This window comes from Microbacterium sp. Be9, assembly GCF_011754135.1.
GTDB lineage: Bacteria > Actinomycetota > Actinomycetes > Actinomycetales > Microbacteriaceae > Microbacterium > Microbacterium maritypicum_A.
Window position 1 is genome coordinate 1 of the sequence record NZ_WNWT01000004.1, and the last position, 20,571, is coordinate 20,571.

At 68.5% G+C, this 20,571-nt stretch carries 22 protein-coding genes; 17 read left to right on the forward strand and 5 right to left on the reverse strand.

Annotated features, from left to right (window positions below; translation table 11 throughout):
• Positions 1–474: 474 nt before the first annotated feature.
• The 17 genes from GLO27_RS04190 to GLO27_RS04270 all read left to right on the forward strand — a co-directional run bounded on the left by GLO27_RS04190 (position 475) and on the right by GLO27_RS04270 (position 16,747).
• Positions 475–1,233, forward strand: coding sequence for a hypothetical protein (locus tag GLO27_RS04190; RefSeq protein ID WP_167253775.1), 759 nt, complete (start codon positions 475–477; stop codon positions 1,231–1,233).
• A complete protein-coding gene (locus GLO27_RS04195) occupies positions 1,233–2,270 on the forward strand; it encodes an HAD-IIA family hydrolase (protein WP_167253777.1) in 1,038 nt (345 codons plus the stop codon). Before GLO27_RS04190 ends, GLO27_RS04195 begins: the two co-directional genes overlap by 1 nt.
• Positions 2,271–2,322: 52 nt before the next feature.
• Entirely contained in the window at positions 2,323–2,499 is a 177-nt protein-coding gene (locus GLO27_RS04200; protein ID WP_021201744.1) for a hypothetical protein, read from the forward strand.
• Positions 2,496–3,293: a TlyA family RNA methyltransferase gene (locus tag GLO27_RS04205; RefSeq protein WP_167253779.1), complete on the forward strand. Its 798-nt coding sequence runs from the start codon at positions 2,496–2,498 to the stop codon at positions 3,291–3,293. Before GLO27_RS04200 ends, GLO27_RS04205 begins: the two co-directional genes overlap by 4 nt.
• Complete coding sequence (locus tag GLO27_RS04210; RefSeq protein WP_136023621.1) at positions 3,290–4,210, forward strand: NAD kinase; 921 nt, start codon at positions 3,290–3,292, stop codon at positions 4,208–4,210. Before GLO27_RS04205 ends, GLO27_RS04210 begins: the two co-directional genes overlap by 4 nt.
• Before the next feature lie 13 nt (positions 4,211–4,223).
• Positions 4,224–5,915, forward strand: a complete 1,692-nt coding sequence (gene recN, locus GLO27_RS04215; protein WP_167253781.1) for a DNA repair protein RecN — start codon at positions 4,224–4,226, stop codon at positions 5,913–5,915.
• Between the two features lie 17 nt (positions 5,916–5,932).
• A complete protein-coding gene (locus GLO27_RS04220; protein WP_167253783.1) occupies positions 5,933–7,627 on the forward strand; it encodes a CTP synthase in 1,695 nt (564 codons plus the stop codon).
• Between the two features lie 16 nt (positions 7,628–7,643).
• Positions 7,644–8,228, forward strand: coding sequence for an NUDIX hydrolase (locus GLO27_RS04225; protein ID WP_318387314.1), 585 nt, complete (start codon positions 7,644–7,646; stop codon positions 8,226–8,228).
• Between the two features lie 2 nt (positions 8,229–8,230).
• Complete coding sequence (xerD, locus tag GLO27_RS04230; protein ID WP_021199273.1) at positions 8,231–9,133, forward strand: site-specific tyrosine recombinase XerD; 903 nt, start codon at positions 8,231–8,233, stop codon at positions 9,131–9,133.
• A 153-nt stretch (positions 9,134–9,286) separates the two neighbouring features.
• The gene (locus GLO27_RS04235; RefSeq protein ID WP_168441067.1) at positions 9,287–10,120 is read left to right on the forward strand and encodes a ParA family protein; all 834 of its coding nucleotides are present in this window, start codon (positions 9,287–9,289) and stop codon (positions 10,118–10,120) included.
• 73 nt (positions 10,121–10,193) lie between these two features.
• The gene (locus tag GLO27_RS04240; RefSeq protein ID WP_231479815.1) at positions 10,194–10,961 is read left to right on the forward strand and encodes a ScpA family protein; all 768 of its coding nucleotides are present in this window, start codon (positions 10,194–10,196) and stop codon (positions 10,959–10,961) included.
• Positions 10,951–11,619: an SMC-Scp complex subunit ScpB gene (gene scpB / locus GLO27_RS04245; protein ID WP_243844743.1), complete on the forward strand. Its 669-nt coding sequence runs from the start codon at positions 10,951–10,953 to the stop codon at positions 11,617–11,619. Before GLO27_RS04240 ends, scpB begins: the two co-directional genes overlap by 11 nt.
• On the forward strand, positions 11,616–12,422 hold the full coding sequence (locus tag GLO27_RS04250) for a pseudouridine synthase (RefSeq protein WP_021199277.1): 807 nt from the start codon (positions 11,616–11,618) through the stop codon (positions 12,420–12,422). The genes scpB and GLO27_RS04250 overlap by 4 nt, the downstream gene beginning before the upstream one ends.
• Positions 12,419–13,555: a prephenate dehydrogenase gene (locus GLO27_RS04255; protein ID WP_029264873.1), complete on the forward strand. Its 1,137-nt coding sequence runs from the start codon at positions 12,419–12,421 to the stop codon at positions 13,553–13,555. The genes GLO27_RS04250 and GLO27_RS04255 overlap by 4 nt, the downstream gene beginning before the upstream one ends.
• Positions 13,548–14,267 carry a (d)CMP kinase gene (gene cmk, locus GLO27_RS04260; protein ID WP_167253787.1) on the forward strand — a complete coding sequence of 240 codons (720 nt, stop codon included), beginning with the start codon at positions 13,548–13,550 and terminating at the stop codon, positions 14,265–14,267. Before GLO27_RS04255 ends, cmk begins: the two co-directional genes overlap by 8 nt.
• Positions 14,268–14,307: 40 nt before the next feature.
• Entirely contained in the window at positions 14,308–15,780 is a 1,473-nt protein-coding gene (gene der / locus GLO27_RS04265) for a ribosome biogenesis GTPase Der (protein ID WP_208323601.1), read from the forward strand.
• A 61-nt stretch (positions 15,781–15,841) separates the two neighbouring features.
• Positions 15,842–16,747, forward strand: a complete 906-nt coding sequence (locus GLO27_RS04270; protein ID WP_029258968.1) for an NUDIX hydrolase — start codon at positions 15,842–15,844, stop codon at positions 16,745–16,747.
• Between the two features lie 71 nt (positions 16,748–16,818).
• Here GLO27_RS04270 and GLO27_RS04275 read toward each other — a convergent pair whose 3' ends face one another.
• The 5 genes from GLO27_RS04275 to GLO27_RS04295 all read right to left on the reverse strand — a co-directional run bounded on the left by GLO27_RS04275 (position 16,819) and on the right by GLO27_RS04295 (position 20,506).
• Positions 16,819–18,249: an HNH endonuclease signature motif containing protein gene (locus GLO27_RS04275; protein WP_167253789.1), complete on the reverse strand. Its 1,431-nt coding sequence runs from the start codon at positions 18,247–18,249 to the stop codon at positions 16,819–16,821.
• Between the two features lie 62 nt (positions 18,250–18,311).
• Positions 18,312–18,683, reverse strand: coding sequence for an RNA-binding S4 domain-containing protein (locus GLO27_RS04280; protein WP_021199283.1), 372 nt, complete (start codon positions 18,681–18,683; stop codon positions 18,312–18,314).
• Positions 18,683–19,351: a lysoplasmalogenase gene (locus GLO27_RS04285; protein ID WP_167253791.1), complete on the reverse strand. Its 669-nt coding sequence runs from the start codon at positions 19,349–19,351 to the stop codon at positions 18,683–18,685. The genes GLO27_RS04280 and GLO27_RS04285 overlap by 1 nt, the downstream gene beginning before the upstream one ends.
• 80 nt (positions 19,352–19,431) lie before the next feature.
• On the reverse strand, positions 19,432–19,887 hold the full coding sequence (locus GLO27_RS04290; RefSeq protein ID WP_021199285.1) for a hypothetical protein: 456 nt from the start codon (positions 19,885–19,887) through the stop codon (positions 19,432–19,434).
• A 34-nt stretch (positions 19,888–19,921) separates the two neighbouring features.
• Positions 19,922–20,506 carry a GNAT family N-acetyltransferase gene (locus GLO27_RS04295; RefSeq protein ID WP_167253793.1) on the reverse strand — a complete coding sequence of 195 codons (585 nt, stop codon included), beginning with the start codon at positions 20,504–20,506 and terminating at the stop codon, positions 19,922–19,924.
• Positions 20,507–20,571: the final 65 nt, after the last annotated feature.

A 20,571-nucleotide genomic window follows, 5' to 3' on the forward strand; every position in this document is an offset into this window, starting at 1 on the left:
GCGTAGTCGTTAGCCGCCCTGAGCTCGGGGCCGGTCTCGCCGCGTACTATACCGCGTCGTGAGGGCGGGTACAACCGTGACGGCGCAGCTCCCCGTCGCGAGGGCGGGTACAACCGTGACGGTGGCGCCCCGCGTCGCGACGGCGCAGCTCCCCGTCGTGAGGGTGGCGGGTATAACCGTGACGGGGGTGCCCCGCGCCGTGACGGCGCAGCTCCCCGTCGTGAAGGTGGCGGCTACAACCGTGACGGTGGCGCCCCGCGTCGCGAAGGCGGCGACCGCGATCGTTCACGTTCATTCCCGCAGCGCGGGGGAGCGGGGCGAGAGCGTCCGGCTCAGGCGACGAACGAGCGTCCGCGGTTCGATGAGCCGCAGATCCCCGACGACGTCACGGCTCGCGACCTCAACGGCGCAGCGCGTAATGAGCTCAAGACGCTGAGCAAGGAGAACGCCGAACACGTCGCCCGTCACCTGGCGATGGCCTCTCGTCTCATCGACGAGGACCCGGCGCTCGCCCACGAGCACGCGCTGGCCGCATCGCGCCGCGCTGGACGCATCGCGATCGTCCGTGAGACCCTCGGCATCACCGCCTACGCCACGGAAGACTTCGCCCTGGCGCTCCGCGAACTGCGGACCTACCGTCGTATCTCCGGCAAGGACGATCAGATCGCTCTGATGGTCGACAGCGAGCGCGGAATCGGTCGCTCCGATCGTGCGCTCGAGACCGGACGCGCCGTCGATCGTTCGGCGCTCGAGACTCCGGTCCGGGTCGCGCTTGCGATCGCGATGTCCGGTGCCCGTCTCGACCAGGGCGATCTCGAACTCGCACTCGGCGAGCTGGAGATCCCGGAGCTCGATCCCGATCGGGCCTTCGAATGGAGCCCGGCGCTGTTCGCCGCCCGCGCTGCCGTGCTCGAAGACCTCGGGCGCACCGAGGAGGCGGAGTTCTGGGCGCACCGCGCCGAAGTCGCCGCTGAGGCGCTAGGGGTCGATGAGGCCGGCGACGAGGAGATCTTCATCGAAGACAGCCTCATCGAGGGAGAGTTCCCCGACGAGGATGACAATGATTCCGCGGCGGATACGCCCCTGGAGGCAGATGACGCGGATCGGGAAGAGCCAGCGTCCGATGCGCCTGCCGACGTCGACGAAGCCGCAATCGTCGCTGAGGAACCGACCGTCGAAGACGAGGTGCGCGAGCTCCTCGGCGAGGACGACGAGTCGGAACCGGAGGCGTAGTGGCGCTGTTCTCTCGGAAGCGATCGCCTCGCACTCCGCTTGACGGAGTCGATACCGTACTCGCCGACCTCGACGGTGTGGTGTACGCCGGCCCCGGGGCCCTGCCCTACGCGGTGGACAGCCTCAACGAGGCGGCGAAGTCGGCTCGACTCGGCTACATCACGAACAACGCGGCACGCACGGATGCCTCGGTCGCAGCGCACCTGAGCAGTCTCGGGCTGCGCGTCCAGGCATCCGACGTGGTCACGAGTCCGCAGGCGGCGATGAGGCTGATGGCTCAGATCGTGCCCGCCCCGGCAACGATCCTGGTCATCGGCGGTGACGGCCTCGTCGACGAGGTGCAGAAAGCCGGGTACACAGTCACACGGAGCGCGGAGGATGCGCCGAGCGCCGTCGTGCAGGGGTTCGCTCCGGAGGTCGCGTGGACGGATCTCGCTGAGGCGGCCTTCGCTCTCAAGCTTCCCGAGGACGAAGGCGGCATCCCGTGGATCGCCACCAACACCGACTGGACGATCCCCCGTGAGCGGGGAGTGGCGCCCGGCAATGGGACGCTCGTGTCCGCCGTGCACACGGCGATCGGCAGGCTCGCCACCGTCGCGGGGAAGCCGGAGGAGCCGATCTTCCAGGAGGCCCTTGCACGCTTCGGAGCGAAGAAGGCCCTCTTCATCGGGGACCGTCTCGACACCGACATCATGGGGGCGAGCAGGGTCGGCATCGACTCTGCCCTGGTGCTCACCGGCATCGACCGACCGAAGCATGTGCTGGCCGCCCCGGAGGGCTCGCGTCCCACCTACATCCTCGGCGACCTGCGCGAACTGCATGCCCCGTATCCCGAGGTGACCGAGCAGGACGGCGTCTTCCGCGTGAACGGTGCGGCGGTGCGGGTTTCGGGCGCCGACGTCGAGATCGTGGCGGATTCCGGTGAGCAGATCGACCTGCTGCGCGCGGGAGCCGCCGCCATCTGGGCATCCGGCACCCCCGTGTTCGTGCTGAGGGTTCCGGAGCGCCTCTACGACGACCCGTTCCACCGTCCCTGACGGTGCTCGCGTGGCGCCCTTCCGCGTCGGACGGGCCGCGTACAGTAGAACCGTGACCGATGAGACGACGAGCGCGCCGACCGATGGCCTGTGGAGTCGACTGCGTCTGATCGAGGGGCAGCCGCTGCCGGCGAGGGCCGACGCGTATTCGGCCCTCCACGACGAGCTCTCCCGTCGCCTCGAGAGCGGCGCGAAGCTCGAGCAGCGGGAGACCTCGGGATCCCGATGACGCGACTCGACGCTGCCCTCGCCGCCCGAGGACTCGCCCGTTCGCGCACCCACGCGGCCACTCTCATCTCGGAGGGCCTCGTCAGCGTCGACGGGCGACCTGTCGTGAAGGCCTCCACTGCGGTCGACGATGCGGCGGAGATCACCATCGCCGGTGCAGACCACTACGTCGGACGTGCCGCGCACAAGCTCATCGCGGGCCTCGACGGCTTCGCGATACCGGTCGAGGGGCGGCTGGCACTCGACATGGGCGCATCCACCGGCGGTTTCACCCAGGTGCTCCGTGAGCGGGGAGCACGTGAGGTGCTCGCGGTCGACGTCGGGCATGGACAACTCGCCGCGTCGATCGCCGCCGATCCCGGAGTCGTCTCCGTCGAGGGCTACAACGTCCGATACATGACACGGGAGAATCTCGCCGAGGCGACGGGCGAGGTCGCAGCCCCCGATCTGGTCGTGGGTGACCTCTCGTTCATCTCTCTCGAACTCGTGTTGCCGGCCGTCGCCGCGGTGGTCCCATTGGAGTCCGACGTCCTGCTTCTCGTGAAGCCGCAGTTCGAGGTCGGACGCACCGCCGTCCGTGGGGGACTGGTCACCGACCCCGCAACACGCGCCGATGCCGTGGCTCGCATCGTGTGGAGCGCCTGGGACGCGGGGTTGGGGATGCTCGGCATCCTTCCCTCCCCGATCCTCGGAACCCACGGCAACGCCGAGTATCTCGTGCACCTCGCACCGGGTCGAGGCAGCAATCCGACAGAATGGCTGGACAGCATCAACCGACTGGCAGGAGGACGATGAACGAGCGCAGCATCCTGGTCGTCGCTCACGCGGGCCGTGTGGACACCGTCGACGCCGCTCGGCGGGTGGTCGACGCGCTTCGGGAGGCCGGAGCGCGACCGGTCCTGGCCGCCGACGATCACGAGGCACTCGTGGCCGTGGATCCTTTCTTCGCCGACATCGCCGTACTCGGCATCTCCGTCGATCCGGCCGACCTCGAACTGGCGATCGTGCTGGGTGGGGATGGGACGATTCTGCGCGCAGCGGAACTCGTGCGCGACAGCGGGGCTCCGGTGCTCGGCATCAACATGGGGCACGTCGGCTTCCTCGCGGAGATCGACCGCGACGACATGGACAAAGCCGTACGTCGTGTGATCGACCGCGACTACGAGGTCGAGGAACGGCTCGCCCTGTCCGTGCGTGTGAAGGATGTCGACGGCACGGTCGTCTATGAGACGTGGGCCCTCAACGAGGCCACGGTCGAGAAGGCCAGCCGTGAGCGGATGATCGAGATCGTTCTCGAGATCGACGGCCGGCCGTTGTCGAGTTTCGGATGCGACGGCATGGTCATCTCCACCCCGACCGGCTCGACGGCCTACAACTTCTCCGCCGGGGGGCCGGTGATCTGGCCGAGTGTCGAGGCGATCGCGGTGGTGCCGTTGTCGGCGCATGCCCTGTTCGCCAAGCCGCTCGTGGTGAGCCCCGATGCCTCGGTGGCGATCGAGATGCTCGAACGCACGGACGGCTCGGGCATCCTCTGGTGCGATGGCCGCCGCTCGCACGACCTGCCGCCGGGCGCGCGCGTGGTGGTGCGCCGCTCTTCGCGTCCCGTGCGGCTGGCTCGTCTGCACCCCACGGCATTCACCGACCGACTCGTGCGCAAGTTCCAGCTTCCCGTCGAAGGGTGGCGCGGACAGGCGCCGGGGGCGACGTCATGATCGAGGAGACGTCATGATCGAGGAGATGCGGATGCAGGGGCTCGGCGTCATCGCCGATGCCGTGCTGCCGCTGGGTCCCGGATTCACCGCCATCACCGGCGAGACCGGCGCCGGAAAGACCATGGTCGTCACCGGGCTCGGACTGCTGCTGGGCCAGCGCGCCGACTCCGGAGCCGTGCGTGCGGGCGCGGCGCAGGCATCGGTCGCGGGCGTCTGGATCGTCCCCGAGAGCGGAACCGTCGCCGAGATCGTCGCCGAGGCCGGTGGCGAGCTGGAGCCTGTCGGTGCTGGCAGCGCGGAACTCTACGTGTCTCGCACGCTCAGTTCGGAAGGACGCAGCCGTGCCAGTGTCGGTGGGCGCGCGGCCCCCGCGGGTGTGCTCTCCTCGCTCGCGGACGAGCTCGTGGTCGTGCACGGCCAGTCCGAGCAGCTGCGACTGCGTTCGGCCGTCGCGCAGCGTGATGCGCTCGATCGTTTCGGTGGGGCCCCGATCGCTGAGGCCGTGGACGAATACGCCCGGGCCTTCGCACGCTGGCGGACACTCGACGCCGAGATATCCGAGATCACCGAGAACCGTGAACGTCGCGCTGAAGAGGCGTCGCGGCTGCGAGAAGCCCTCGCGCTGATCGAGGCGACGGCTCCGGAGCCGGGGGAGGACCAGGAGCTCACCGCGCGTGCCGAGCGTCTCGCGAACGCCGAGGAGCTGCGTCTCGCGGCCTCGCTCGCGCACGGCGCGCTCTCGAGCGAAGAGGGCGAACCTGATGCCTCGGCTCTCGTCGCGGAGGCGCGTCGAGTACTCGAACGCGCTGCCGACGTGAAGTTGACCGAGATCAGCGAGAGCCTCGCCGACATCGGCTATCGGATCGCCGACACCGCAGGCCTTCTCTCCGCCTATCTCGCCGATCTCGACGAGACGGGTCCGCACGAGCTCGCCGCTGTCGAGGAACGCCGCGCTGCGCTGGGCACCCTGATCCGTGCACACGGCTCGCTCGACGAGGCGCTGACCGTCTGGCAGACCGGATCTGCTCGGTTGGCCGAACTCGATGACGACGGCGATCGGATCGAACGACTGATCGCCGAGCGCGATGCGGCACGGGTCGAACTCGACGCCCACGCCGAGGCGCTGACGGCGGCGCGCGCTGAGGCGGCTTCTCGTCTCGGTGCTGCCGTGACGGAAGAACTGCGTGCGCTCGCGATGCCGGACGCGCGCCTCGAGGTCTCGGTCTCCGAGGGCACCGAGAGCGCCCACGGCCGGGACGACGTCGCGATCCTCCTCGCCCCCCATCCGGGAGCCGAGCCGCGCTCGGTCTCGAAGGGAGCCTCCGGCGGAGAGCTGTCGCGAGTGATGCTGGCGATCGAAGTGGTGATCGCCGCGACCGATCCGGTTCCGACGTTCGTCTTCGACGAGGTCGACGCCGGCATCGGCGGAGCCGCGGCGATCGAGGTCGGTCGGCGACTCGCCCGACTCGCCGAGAAGTCGCAGGTGATCGCGGTGACGCACCTCGCGCAGGTCGCGGCCTTCGCGAACAACCATCTGTCGGTCGTGAAGGCCAATGATGGTGCGGTCACGGCCTCCAGCGTGCGCCGTCTGGAAGGGGAGGAACGGGAAGCCGAGATGGCTCGTCTGCTGTCAGGACTCGCCGATTCCGACGCCGCCCTGACCCACGCCCGCGAACTTCTCAGCCTCCGCGTCCCCACCTCCTGATAGGATCGAAGCCCGTGATGAACTCTTCTTCTGCGGGACCCAAGAACGACACGACCAAGCACATCTTCGTGACTGGTGGTGTCGTTTCGTCTTTGGGCAAGGGGCTGACGGCAGCCAGCCTCGGAAACCTCCTCACGGCCCGCGGTCTGCGCGTCGTGATGCAGAAGCTCGACCCGTACCTGAACGTCGATCCGGGAACGATGAACCCGTTCCAGCACGGTGAGGTGTTCGTGACGGACGACGGCGCCGAGACCGATCTCGACATCGGACACTACGAGCGCTTCCTCGACATCAACCTGTCCGAGGCGGCCAACGTCACCACGGGTCAGATCTACTCGCAGGTGATCGCGCGAGAGCGCCGCGGCGAGTACCTCGGAGACACGGTCCAGGTGATCCCGCACATCACCGACGAGATCAAGCGCCGCATGCGCCTGCAGGCCTCGGAAGACCCGCGCCCCGACGTGATCATCACCGAGGTGGGCGGCACTGTCGGCGACATCGAGTCGCAGCCGTTCCTCGAGTCCGCGCGCCAGCTTCGTCACGAGCTCGGACGCGACAGCGTGTTCTTCGTGCACGTATCGCTCGTCCCGTTCATGGGCGCGTCGGGGGAGCAGAAGACCAAGCCGACGCAGCACTCCGTCGCGGCGCTCCGCCAGGTCGGCATCCAGCCCGATGCCCTGGTGCTCCGCAGCGACCGTCCGGTCAGCGTGAGCAACCGCAACAAGATCGCTCTCATGTGCGACGTCGACGTCGAAGGCGTCATCAACACCGTCGACCTGCCGAGCATCTACGACATCCCCTCGACGCTGAACGAGCAGGGGCTCGACTCGTACATCGTGCGACGGCTGGGCCTGGACCAGAAGGCGGACGACGTCGACTGGACCCGCTGGAACAAGGTGCTGCACGCGGTGCACAACCCCAAGCACGAGGTGACGATCGGTCTGGTCGGCAAGTACATCGACCTGCCCGACGCGTACCTCTCGGTGACCGAGGCGCTCAAAGCCGGCGGTTTCGCGCAGGAGACCAAGGTCAACATCCGCTGGATCCCCTCCGATCTCTGCGAGACGCCGGAAGGCGCGCAGGAGCAGCTGGCACAGCTCGACGGTATCTGCGTGCCCGGCGGCTTCGGCATCCGTGGCATCGAGGGCAAGCTTGGCGCGCTGAAGTTCGCGCGCGAGCAGGGCATCCCGACGCTCGGCCTGTGCCTCGGTCTGCAGTGCATGGTCATCGAGTACGCACGTGACGTCGCCGGCATCGTCGGGGCCTCGTCCAGCGAGTTCGACCCGGAGACCGCAGAACCGGTCATCGCGACGATGGCCGAGCAGGTCGACATCCTCGACGGTGGCGACCTCGGCGGCACCATGCGCCTCGGTCTGTACCAGGCAGCCCTGGCGGAAGGCTCGCTCGCCCGCGAGCTCTACGGCGCCCCTGAGGCCTCCGAGCGTCACCGCCACCGCTACGAGGTGAACAACGCCTACCGTGACCGTCTCTCCGAGGCGGGGCTGGTGTTCTCCGGACTCAACCCGGAGCTCGACCTCGTCGAGTACGTCGAGCTGCCCCGCGACGTGCACCCGTACTACATCGCCACCCAGGCGCACCCGGAACTGCGTTCGCGTCCGACCGCCCCGCACCCGCTGTTCCGCGGGCTGGTGGGCGCGGCGATCGATCGGCACCGCGCAAGCGAGCTGTTCGACGTCAGCGCGGACGACTGAATCGAGCAATCGAGCGATGATGACGGAGTCGACGGAGAGCCTCCGGGACGAGACCTTCGAGCCGGAGGTTCTCGAGAGCGACCTCGTCTACCGCGGCAGGGTCTGGGACGTGCGCTCTGACCGCGTGCGCTATGGCGACGGTGAGATCGTGCGGCAGTACGTCACCCACACCGGCGCGGTGGCGATCGTCGCCCTCGACGAACAGGGGCGGGTGCTGCTGATCCAGCAGTACCGCCACCCGATCCGCCATCGTGATTGGGAGCTCCCGGCCGGACTGCTCGATGTGGAAGGCGAAGAGCCTCTCGAGGCCGCCCGGCGTGAGCTCGCCGAGGAGGCCGACCTGGTCGCCGTTCACTGGGAGCCACTGGTCTCCTCGTGGACGACGCCCGGTGGGAACGACGAGATCATCCACGTGTTCCTCGCGACCGGCGTCCAACCGTCCGGTGCGGCGCACGATCGCGAGGACGAGGAAGCGGATATCCGGGTGGAATGGGTGTCTCTGGCCGATGCGGTCTCTGCGGTCATGGAGGGTCGGATGCGCAATGGGATCCTCGCGATCGGCGTGCTGGCGGCCTCGCAGAGGTTGCACGACCGGGGCTGAGGATGCAGCTCGAGCGCGCCCTCGACGCCTACCTGCGTCATGTCACGATCGAGCGTGGTCTGAGCGCGCACACGATCGCGGCCTACCGGCGCGACCTCGAGGGATACCGGGAGTGGTTGGTCGCCGAGGGGATCGACGACACCGGCGAGGTGACGCCGGCGACGATCGACCGATTCATCGCGGAACGGGCCTCCGCGGAGCCGCCACCCGCGTCGACGAGCCTCGCACGCTTGCAGTCGTCGGTGCGGGGATGGCACCGCTTCCTCGCACGAGAGGGCATAGAGGCCGACGACCCGAGTGGTCGGCTCCGCCCGCCGAAGGCGCCGCGACGGCTGCCCAAAGCCCTCACGATCGAACAGGTCGAGCGTCTGCTCGCCGCGCCGTCTCCCGAAGCGCCGCTCGGCATCCGTGATCGCGCTCTGCTCGAGCTTCTCTATGCGACCGGTGCGCGCGTGTCCGAGGCGATCGACCTCGATGTGGACGACCTGGCGCACGGCGATGTGCTGCGGCTGCGGGGGAAGGGATCCAAGGAACGCATCGTGCCGCTGGGTTCCTACGCGCGCGCCGCCGTGGACACGTATCTGACCCGTGTGCGCCCCGCCCTCGCCGCCAAGGGTCGCGCCTCGGCCCGGCTCTTCCTCGGGGCGCGAGGCGCCCCGCTCTCCCGCCAGAGCGCGTGGCTCGTCATCCGCGCGGCAGCCGAGAGCGCCCAGATCACCGTGGACGTATCGCCGCACACGCTGCGGCACTCGTTCGCGACGCATCTCCTGCAAGGGGGTGCCGACGTGCGTGTCGTGCAGGAACTGCTCGGACACTCCTCGGTCGCGACGACGCAGATCTACACGCACGTCTCGGTCGACGCCCTTCGCGACATCTACGCGACGTCGCACCCGCGCGCCCGGTGACCTCGCAGCGCCGGCCTGGCGTCTGCCGCGTGCCGAGGCAGCTGAGCGGGGGCCCGGCCGGTACAATCGACCAAGCACGACGGAGCAGGAGAACGGGTGGCTGAGAAAGTGGCGAAGTCCAGGGCGAAGGCGCAGAAGGCCGACGAGACCCCCATGGGACCCACCGGCCGCCCCTATCACGGGTTCCCGATCCCGGAGCCGCTGAAGTCGCACGGCCCGGCGCGCATCATCGCGCTGTGCAACCAGAAGGGCGGCGTCGGCAAGACGACGACCTCGATCAACCTCGCCGCTTCCCTCGCGGAGTACGGCCGGAAGGTCCTCGCCGTCGACTTCGACCCGCAGGGTGCCCTGTCGGCCGGCCTCGGCATCCCGACGCACGATGTGCCGACGATCTACGACCTGCTGCTGGACACCAAGCGCGACGCGCACGATGCGATCGTGCACTCGAGCGTCGAGGGTCTCGACGTCATGCCGGCCAATATCGACCTCTCTGCCGCAGAGGTCCACCTCGTCAACGAGGTCGCGCGCGAGACGATCCTCGCACGTGTCCTGCGCCAGGTGGCGGGGGAGTACGACGTCATTCTCATCGACTGCCAGCCGTCCCTCGGCATCCTCACCGTGAACGCGCTGACCGCGGCGCACGGCGTGATCATCCCCCTCGAGTGCGAGTTCTTCGCCCTGCGCGGTGTGGCGCTGCTGATCGAGACGATCGACAAGGTCCGCGACCGGCTGAACCCGTCGATCACGATGGACGGCCTGTTGGCGACGATGTACGACCCGCGCACGCTGCACTCCCGCGAAGTTCTGGAGCGGGTCGTCGAGGCATTCGGCGACGATGTGCTGGAGACCGTGATCGGCCGCACCGTGAAGTTCCCCGACGCGTCGGTCTCGGGCGTGCCCATCACCGAGTTCGCCCCCGAGCACGCCGCCGCTCAGGCGTACCTGCGGCTGGCGCGGGAGCTGGTCGCCCGTGGCGCCGTCGCCTAGCGAGGGGCCTGTCGACGCAACGCTCGAGGAGAGCGCGGGCGATGCCGCGGCCACAGACACGGCAGGCTTCCGGGTGTCCTTGTCGAACTTCGACGGCCCCTTCGACCTGCTGCTGAATCTCATCTCGAAACATGAGATGGACATCACCGAGGTGTCGTTGAGCGCGGTCACGAACGAATTCATCGCGTATCTGGGGGAACTCGACGACGATGAGGACCTCGACCAGGCCTCTGAGTTCCTGGTCGTGGCCGCGACCCTGCTCGACATGAAGGTGGCGGGACTCCTGCCGCAGGGCGAGCTGGTGGATGCCGAGGCGGTGGCACTTCTCGAGGCGCGTGACCTGCTGTTCGCCCGCCTGCTGCAGTACCGGGCCTTCAAGGAGGTCTCGACGTGGTTCGCTCGCTGCCTGCAGCGCGAGGATCGCCGACACGTCCGTGCCGTTCCCCTCGAGGAGAAGCACCGGCGGCAGACTCCGGAGCTCGTCTGGTCGCTGAGCGCCGACGACTTCGCCGCGCTCGCGCTGCTGGCGTTCGCACCCAAGGAGATCCCGCACGTCGGGCTCGACCATCTGCACGCACCGCTGGTCAGCATCCGCGAGCAGGCGGCGATCGTCGTGACACTGTTGCGTGGGACCGAGTCGGTGAGCTTCCGTGAGCTCGTCGCGGGCGTCACGGAGCCGGGCATCGTCGTCGCGCGCTTCATCTCGGTGCTGGAGCTCTATCGGCACGCGGCGCTGTCCTTCGAACAACTGGAACCGCTCGGCGAGCTGACGCTCCGCTGGGCCGCCGACTCCTGGTCGGACGAGACGCTGGCGACCCTGGGAGCCGATTATGACCGATGACGTGACGGAGACCGACGCTGTGATGGAGACCGACGACGCGGAGGGGTCCGACCCCACGGGGTCGGAGGATCAGACCTCGGACCCTGCCGGGACGGCACCCGAGATTCCCCTCGCCGAGCGGGTCGAAGCGATCCTCTTCATCGTGGATGAGCCGATCGGCCTCGTCGCGTTGGCTGCCGCCGTCGGGTCGCCGGTGCCAGCGGTACGTCAGACGCTCGAGATGCTCGTCGAGGACTACGACGGGCGGGGCACGGGACCACGGCGCGGCTTCGAGCTGCGCGAGGTAGGGGGCGGGTGGCGACTGTACGTCCGCGAAGATCTCGATGCCATGGTGGCCGAGTTCGTCGGAGGGCAGGCCCCGGCGCGACTGTCGCAGGCCGCGCTCGAGACATTGGCGGTCATCGCCTACAAGCAGCCGGTGACGCGCAGCCAGGTCGCGTCCATCCGCGCGGTGAACGTCGATTCCGTCGTGCGCACGCTGCTCGCCCGCGGGCTGATCACGGAGCTGTTCGCGGATTCCGAGACCGGCGCGATCAACTACGGCACGTCCGACGCGCTTCTGCAGCACCTGGGCATCAACTCGCTCGACGAGCTGCCCCCGATCTCCCCGCTGCTCGATGACGGTGCAGACGGCTTCGACGAAGGGACCATCCGATGACAGGCTTCGACGCCTCGACAGACTCCGAGGCCGCGCCCGAGGGCGTGCGCTTGCAGAAGGTGCTCGCCGCGGCAGGCGTGGCCTCCCGCCGCGTGGTGGAGCAGTACATCGCCGAGGGCCGCATCCGCGTCAACGGCATCGTCGTGTCCGAGCAGGGGCGACGGATCGACCCCGAGCGCGACCTCGTCGACGTGGACGGTACCGCGATCCAGCTCGACGTCTCCAAGCGCTACGTCATGCTCAACAAGCCGACCGGCGTGGTGAGCAGCATGAAGGACGAGAGCGGCCGCCCCGACCTGCGTCGCTTCACCGAGAAGTACGAGGAGCGCCTCTACAACGTCGGCCGCCTCGATGCCGAGACGAGCGGTCTGCTGATCCTCACGAACGACGGCGCGCTCGCCCACGTGCTGGCCCACCCGTCTTTCGGCGTGACGAAGGTGTACATCGCGAAGGTCGAGGGCACAGTGCTGCCGCAGACGATCTCGAAGCTGACGAAGGGCATCGAGCTGGAGGACGGACCGATCGCCGCCGACAAGGCACGGCTGTTGGACACCTCCCGCGAGGAGAGCCTGGTCGAGCTGACGCTGCACTCCGGTCGCAACCGCATCGTGCGACGCATGCTCGCGGCGGTGGGCCACCCCGTCACCGAACTGGTCCGCCGGCAGTTCGGTCCGCTCCACCTGGGAACCCTCCCGGCCGGGAAGACGCGGGAACTGAGTAAAATCGAACTCGGCGCGCTTTTGACCCTGTCGCGCCGTGATTCCGGTGTCGCCGAGGCGCCAGGCGAGCAGGAGAACGAATGACCGATACGACGAGTGCGCCCACGGGGCGGAGAGCGGGCGTCGTCGCGCCGCGCCTCTCCGGTACCGTCCGCATCGTCGGCGCCGGACTCCTCGGCGCGAGCATCGGCCACGCCCTCCGCGCGAAGGGGGTAGATGTCGTCCTGACCGATGCCTCGCCCGCCCAACTGCGTCTCGCCGTCGATTACGGCGCCGGAAGGATCTCGAACGAGGACGATCAGCCGTCCCTGGTCGTTGTCGCGGTCCCGCCGGATGTCACTGCCGACGTGATCCAGGCCGAACTCGAACGGTTCCCAGAGGCCGTCGTCACCGACGTCGCGAGCGTGAAGCTCGAGCCTTTCCGTGCACTCCAGGCGCGCGGTGTCGACCTCACCCGCTACATCGGCTCTCACCCGCTCGCCGGTCGTGAGCGCGGGGGCGCGATCTCGGCGCGCGCCGACCTCTTCATCGGTCGCCCCTGGGTGGTGTGCCGTGATGAGGAGACGAGAGCCTCCGACCTCGCCCTCGTCGAGGCCCTCGCGCTCGACGTCGGAGCGACGCCCCTCGAGATGACTCCGGAGGAGCACGATCGTTCGGTCGCGCTGACCTCGCACGTGCCCCAGGTGGTCGCGAGCCTGCTCGCCGGTCGCCTCGCCGAAGCGGAAGAGGGGGCGCTCCGCCTTGCAGGCCAGGGCGTCCGCGACACCACACGCATCGCGGCATCCGCCCCCGAGCTCTGGGTGCAGATCCTCGGGGCGAACGCGGCACCCGTGGTCGAGATCCTCGATGCGCTGGCCTCCGACCTCGGCGAGATCTCCGATGCCCTGCGTGCGCCGAGCGCTCCGGGCGCCCGCCGCATCGTCGCCGAGACCATCCGGCAAGGAAACGACGGCGTCGAACGGCTCCCCGGCAAGCACGGACAGAATCAGCGTTTCGAAACCCTCGTCGTGATGGTCGACGACACCGCGGGTCAGCTCGGCCGGCTGTTCGGAGAGCTCGGCGAGCTCGGTGTGAACGTCGAGGACCTCCGCCTCGAGCATTCGCCCGGCGCGCAGTTCGGCCTCGCCGAGATCAGCGTCGATCCCGCGGCGCTGCATGGCGCGATCACCGGGCTGCAGGAACGTGGATGGCGCATCGCTGGGAGCACGAATGACTGATATCTCGACCTCTGCTGCGGACGCTTCGGTGACCGACGCGCACAAGTTCATCGCGATCGACGGGCCGGCCGGATCGGGCAAGTCCAGCGTTTCGAAGGCCGTCGCCCGCGCACTCGGTTTCGGCTACCTCGACACCGGCTCCGCCTACCGCGCACTCGCCTGGCATGTGCTCGATCGGGGCGCCGACACCGAAGACCCTGAGGCCGTGCGCGCTGCGGCGGCAGACTTCCCTCTGACGCTGGGGCTCGACCCCGACGAGCGGACGGTGCTCGTCGGCGACGTCGAGGTCACCGAGGCCATCCGAGACCCGAGGGTCTCCGGCGCGGTGAGCGGCGTGGCACGCGTGCCCGAGGTTCGCGCGCAGGTCAACGAGCTGTTCCGCCGTCTGGTGTCGGAGTCGTCGTACTCCGCCGTCGTGGTGGAGGGCCGTGACATCACGACCGTGGTCGCCCCCGACGCTCCGGTGCGGATCCTTCTCACCGCAGCTCCCGAGGTACGGGCTGCACGACGTGCCGGTGAACTCGCCGGCGAGAACGCGGCTGCTGTCGCCGCGGCGCTGCACAAGCGTGACGCCTCAGACAGCGCCGTCGTCGACTTCCTGAACGCCGCAGAAGGCGTCGAGGTCGTCGATTCGACGGAACTCGATTTCCCCCAGACCATCGACGCCGTCCTCACGGTGATCGAACGAATCCAAGGAGCACACCGTGGCTGACGACGAATACGAAGGCGGCCCCGACCAGCTCGCCGAGAAGATGGACCAGCTCGACGAGCATCTCGCCGAGCAGCGCGCGGAGACGCTGCGCGCCGGCCTCTCCGACTACGAGCTGGACGATGAGGACGCGGAACTCCTCGCGGGCATCACGCTCGGCGAAGACGGCATCCACTACAGTCCGGCTCTTCCCGTGGTGGCGATCGTCGGACGACCGAACGTGGGCAAGTCCGCGTTGGTCAACCGCATCCTCGGCCGCCGCGAGGCCGTCGTCGAGGACACCCCCGGTGTCACCCGTGACCGCGTGACGTACAAGGCCGAGTGGGCCGACCGTCGCTTCTCGCTCGTCGACACCGGCGGGTGGGAGCCCGACGCGCGCGGCATCGACCGTTCGGTCGCGATGCAGGCCGAGGTCGCGATCGACCTCGCCGACATGGTGCTGTTCGTCGTCGACGCGATGGTGGGGGCGACGTCGACCGACGAGCACGTCGTGAAGCTGCTGCGCAAGAGCGGCAAGCCGGTGTTCCTCGTCGCCAACAAGATCGATGACGCCCGCCAGGAGCCGGAGACCGCAGCGCTGTGGAGCCTGGGCCTCGGCGAGCCCTGGCCCGTGTCGGCGATCCACGGACGCGGCGTCGCCGACCTGCTGGATGCTGTGCTCAAGAAGCTTCCCGAGGTCTCGGCCGTCGCGAAGCAGGAGATCGGCGGACCGCGCCGCGTCGCCATCCTCGGTCGTCCGAACGTGGGCAAGTCGTCACTGCTGAACAAGGCGGCAGGCGAGGAGCGCGTGGTCGTCAACGATCTGGCCGGCACCACCCGTGACCCGGTGGACGAGGTCGTGGAACTCGGCGGGAAGATGTGGCGTCTGGTCGACACCGCCGGTATTCGTCGTCGCGTGCACATGGCGCAGGGGGCCGACTTCTACGCCTCGCTGCGCACTTCGGCCGCGCTGGAGAAGGCCGAGGTCGCCGTCGTCGTTCTCGACGTCTCGGAGTCGATCAGTGAGCAGGACGTACGCATCATCGATCTCGTGCTGGAGTCGGGCCGCGCGCTCGTGCTCGCCTTCAACAAGTGGGACCGTCTGAACGACGACGATCTCGAGAACGCCGACCGCCGTCGCTACCTCGAGCGTGAGATCGAGCAGGATCTGGCGCACGTCGCCTGGGCCCCGCGGGTGAACATCTCGGCGAAGACCGGGCGTCACCTCGACAAGCTCGTGCCCGCGCTGGAGACGGCCCTGGAGAACTGGGACCGTCGTATTCCGACGGGCAAGTTCAACGCGTTCCTCGCAGAACTCGTGGCGGAGCACCCGCACCCGCTGCGCGGTGGCAAGCAGCCGCGCATCCTGTTCGGCACCCAGGCGTCGACGCGCCCGCCGACGTTCGTGCTGTTCACGACCGGTTTCCTCGACCCCGGGTACCGCCGGTTCATCCAGCGGCGTCTGCGCGAGCTCTACTCGTTCGAGGGCACGCCGATCGTGATCAACATGCGCGTGCGCGAGAAGCGTCAGCGCTGATCTGTTCCGGCGCATGTCGCGCCGTGGTGCTGTGACCCCGATGCTGTGAAAGGCTGAAGGGGTGACTGTCGTACCTCCTGCTTTCGGTGAACCGCGTCGCCCCGAGGGGCCGCGGAACCCCGGTGATGCCTGGGTGATCGCGGAGTCGGGGGAGAAGTACTGGGGGCGCTTCGGTGCTGCCGGGCTTCTCGCCTATGACCCCGCACGTGGCATCCTGCTGCAGCATCGTGTCGCGTGGAGTCACTTCGGTGGAACCTGGGGCTTGCCGGGCGGCGCACTCCACGAGGGGGAGAGCGCGATCGCGGGAGCGATCCGTGAGGCCCAGGAAGAGGCGGGCGTGCCGGACGGTGCCGTGCGCGCCCGGTTCACGAGCGTTCTCGATCTGGGCATCTGGTCGTACACGACCGTCGTCGCCGATGTCGGGGAGCCTTTCGAGCCGGTGATCAGCGACCCCGAGAGCGTCGCGCTTGAGTGGGTGCCGGTCGATCAGGTGTCGTCACGACCGTTGCACCCCGGTTTCGGTTCGTCGTGGCCGGCGCTGCTCGAATTGCTCGACGTGCGGCCGGCGATCGTGGTGGATGCCGCGAATGTCGTCGGCTCGGTCCCTGATGGGTGGTGGAAAGACCGTGCGGGCGCCGCAGCTCGTCTTCGTGCGCGTCTGGAGGGACTGGCGGTCCCCGCGCACGCGCTGGAACTCGCAGGCGATGAGTGGTTCCCCGACGTGTCGATGGTGGTCGAGGGGCAGGCGCGAGGTATCGAAGACCAGGCCGGCACGGTCTCGGTGATCCGCGCGGAAGCCGCGGGTGATGACGCGATCGTCGCCGAAGTCGAGCGCCGTGTCGCGATGCAGCAGCTGGTCGTGACCGTCACGAGCGATAGGGGCCTCCGTGATCGCGCCGAGAGCGCCGGAGCCGCGCACATCCGTTCGGCCGGGTGGTTGCTCGATCTCTTCGCGGCCAACGGCTGACTTTCGCCCCAAGCCCCGCGCGCTGTTCCTAGCGCGCCGTGGTCCTAGCGCTGGGGTCCCGACGTCGTGATTCAGACGAACATCACGCGTCGGGGCGGCGGGTCGGCATAGTCGCGGCCCAGCGGGCTGTGCCACGTGATGCTGCCGTCCTTCTCCTGCTGAGCGGTCCAGCGATACGGATCGGGAATGTCCGGATGCTTGAGCGTGTGGTGGCCCCGGCAGAAGTGGCCGAGGTTGTCGAGCCTGGTCTTCCCTCCCTTCGCATGATCGTGGTTGTGGTCGATCTCGCTGCGGTGCGCCGGCATGCGGCACCCCGGGAAGCGGCAGTGTCGGTCACGCGCGCGCAGGAACCGTCGCATCCCCTCGGTCGGCGTATAGGTGTCTGTCTCGACCACCATGCCTGTCGGGTCGAGGAACAGACGGGTCCAGCCGGTGTTGCGCCCCGCCAGCTCCCGGACGATGTCGGGCCTCAGGGGGCCGAGTCCGTCGAGCTCGGCAGGGCGGTCGTCGACGCCGGCGAGCGTGGTCGCCGCGACGGTCACCTGAATGCGGGCCTGGATGCCGTCGAGGGCGTCGCCGTGTGCGGTGCTCGGATCTGCGGTCAGGAGCAGGTCCGAGAACAGGTCCGCCTCGGTCTGCTTCCATGTTCGGGTGTCGGCCGGAAAGTGCGTCACTTCGGGATCTGTCGCGAACGTGTCACCATCAGCACCGCGGATCACGCCACCATCGACGAAGTCGACCGATGGGGCGGCGGGGGGAGGCTCATCGAGGGGAGGCTCATCGATGTGCTCAGCCGCATCGTGGAACCACCGGGGTGGGGGCAGGATCTCGCGGGTGTCTCGAGCCCGTACGACTTCGTGCGTCATCCGGTTGAGCCGGTCGGAGATCGCGGCGGCGATCCACTCGGGGAGCACCGCGGTGAGAAGTGCCAGGCCGTCGTCGAGTGCCCTCACCGTCACACATCGTTCTTCTGCAGCGCGGCGGTGCCTCTCCACGAGCGTCTCGCCGACGAGGGCAGCCGCGACCTGGCGCGCATGGGCGCGTGTGCGTGCGGCCGTGTCGCGTTCGGCGACGACGAGCGCCGCGGCTTCGAAGAGTTCCATGACCGCGGGATCGGCCTTCCTGTTGCGGATCGCTTCGGCGACGACCGCGCAGGCCCTGGAGATCTCTCGCACATGTCCGACGCTGATCATGCCGTCGGCGAATGCGGCACGGACGGCCGGGAGATGGGTGTGAAGGGCGTGGGCATCGGCGAAGGCGAACTCCATCGAGCCTTTCGACACGTGTCCGGCAGCGGAGAACTCCGCGATCATCGAGCGATGGATCGCCTCGCGATGAAAAGGGCTCGCGGAGACATCGGCGTCGAGGATGGCGATCTGCTCCGTCAGCAGGTCTGCGGCCTCGGCTTCGAGTGCGGCGATCCGACGTCTCGTGTCGACCCACGCGTCCAAGACGCGCCGTCGTTCCTCGAGATCGAGGTCGAGATCAGTCGAGAGTGGCATACCTCCAGATTAGAACAAAGCTTCGAATATCGTAAGGTGTGATGGCGGTGCATGCCGGGATATCAGTGAAAGCTCTCGTCGTTCCGCCCGCGCAGTTTGTCGATGTCGCGGCGTTCTCGCTTGGTGGGGCGTCCGGCCCCGCGGTCGCGGAGTCCCAGCGCTGCCTGGGGCTCGCGCTCGGGAGTGCGATCCTCGTAGGCGAGCGCGGCCACCGGAGCCCCCACGCGCTTGACCAGGAGCTGACGGACGATGAGGATCCGATCGAATCCCGCGATGCGTATGCGCAGCTCATCGCCGATGCGAACCTGCTGCGCGGCCTTCACCTTGTCTCCGTTCACCCGTACATGCCCCGCTCGGCATGCGGTCGTCGCGGCCGACCGCGTCTTGTAGACGCGGATGGCCCAGAGCCAGCTGTCGACACGGGCGGCATCCATCAAGTGCTCCTCTTCCGCAGCGTCACGAGGGCGCCGGCAACGATCAGGCCTTGGCCGATCGTATAGGTGAGCATGACTGCAGGGCTGCTCCAGGACGGCAGCGAATCGGGGAGGAACAGGCGGAAGGCGAGGATGGTGTCGCTGGCGAGGAAGAAGGCCCCGCCGACCGCGATGAGGGGGTGACAGCGCGCTGAGAATGCCGCGGTTCCGCCGAGCACGAGCCCGTAGGCGGCGACGGCGATGAATAGATCGCCCGTGTGCGAACCCAGGGTCGTGATCATGCCCGCCCACCAGGCGGCGTACACCAGCGCCCACCAGGGCATGCGCCGGACGGACAGGTGGCGCGCGAACAGCACGATGTATGCCACGTGGGCGATGCCGAAGAAGGTCAGCATCAGAGGCAGCTCCGGGCCCTGGGGGAAGAAGGTGCCGGCACCGTCGCCGAGCCAGGAGAACGACAATGCCGCGACGAGGAGGAGGAGCGTGATCCGCGGAGAGAGGCGTCGCGCAGAGACCAGCACCGGAATGGCCAGCAACGGCATCAGCAGCAGCTTCGTGGGCGCAGCGAGCGGGTTGTCGATGGTCAGGAGGATGACGTGCAGGAGGGACATCACCGCGAACGGGAGAAAGGCCCACATGAGAGCGTGGCGCGGGGAGCGACGTTGCATCCCGCCATCGTAGGGTTCGCCCTGACTGGGGGCGACGGGCATCGCCGTCCCCGGCGTCGGCCCCGGCGTCATCCCGCTGTTCACGATTCGACGGCGACCTGCGTGACGCTGTCGTCGACACTGAGGTGCACGGCCGGCCAGTAGCCTTCGGGGAAGTGCTCTCCGCAGTTGTCGGTGAGGTGCAGGATGACGGTGCCGTCGGAAGCCGCCTCGATCGCCTCGATCGTGAGGTCGGAGGCGGCTTCGTCGAGCTCGCGGGGTTCAGGGGCACCCGTGCTGAAATTCGCGACGACCGCGTCGGTGGCGATCCGGTGCACGATGTCCAGTCGCTTGACCGCGTCGCGCATGCGGGGAAGGAGCGGTGCGACCTCGTCGGAGCTCGTGCCCTCCAGCATGAGCTCGACCTCGGTGCCCTCGACGGAGGTGGTGCCGACGAACCAATCGTGCGTCAGTACCGTGCCGTCGGTGAGTTCCGAACGGGCACGGGCGAACCTGCCGAGCTCGGGATCGTCGATGGTCGCGTTCTCGTCGGTCATGCCTTTCACGCTAGTGGCTTCTGGGCGATCGTCATCATGGGGTCAGATCGAGGGTGACCAGCGCGCGACCAGGTTTGAGCTCGGTCTTCTCCGTGAAGCCGGCGGAGAGGAACGTGCCCAGGGTGCCGTGGAACAGGTCGTTGGTGCGCTTCCTCTCGCCCCCGGTGTCCACGGGATACCCCTCGATCAGGCGGGCCCCGGAGCCGCGGGCGTAATCCACCGCCGCGAGCAGGAGTTCGAGGTTGAGCCCGGCACCGCGGTGTTCTCGGCGCACCACGAAGCACGTCACGGCCCACACTGATTCGTCGTCGAACGGCTCGGTGCTGGCCGACGCGATGATGCGGGTGCGGGGAACACGCGCCTGGCGGGTGCGGGGACCGATGCGGATCCAACCTGCGGCCTCGCCGTCGACGTAGGCGATGATTCCCGGCGGCGGGCCGTCGTCGATCTCGGCGCGGAACATCTCGATGCGTTGCGGAGTCGTTGTCGTGTTCCAGTCCTTGTTGCTGAGCACCGGCCAGATGCACTGACAGCTTGCTCCATCCCCGCCTCCGGTGAGCGCGTGCTGCACGTCATCCCAACGAGCGGTCGTCGCCACCTCGGTCGTGATCGTCACCATGCCGTGACGCTACGCCGGGCATCCGACACTCGCAACGCCTCGGTTCGCGGAGGGGGTGGAGATAC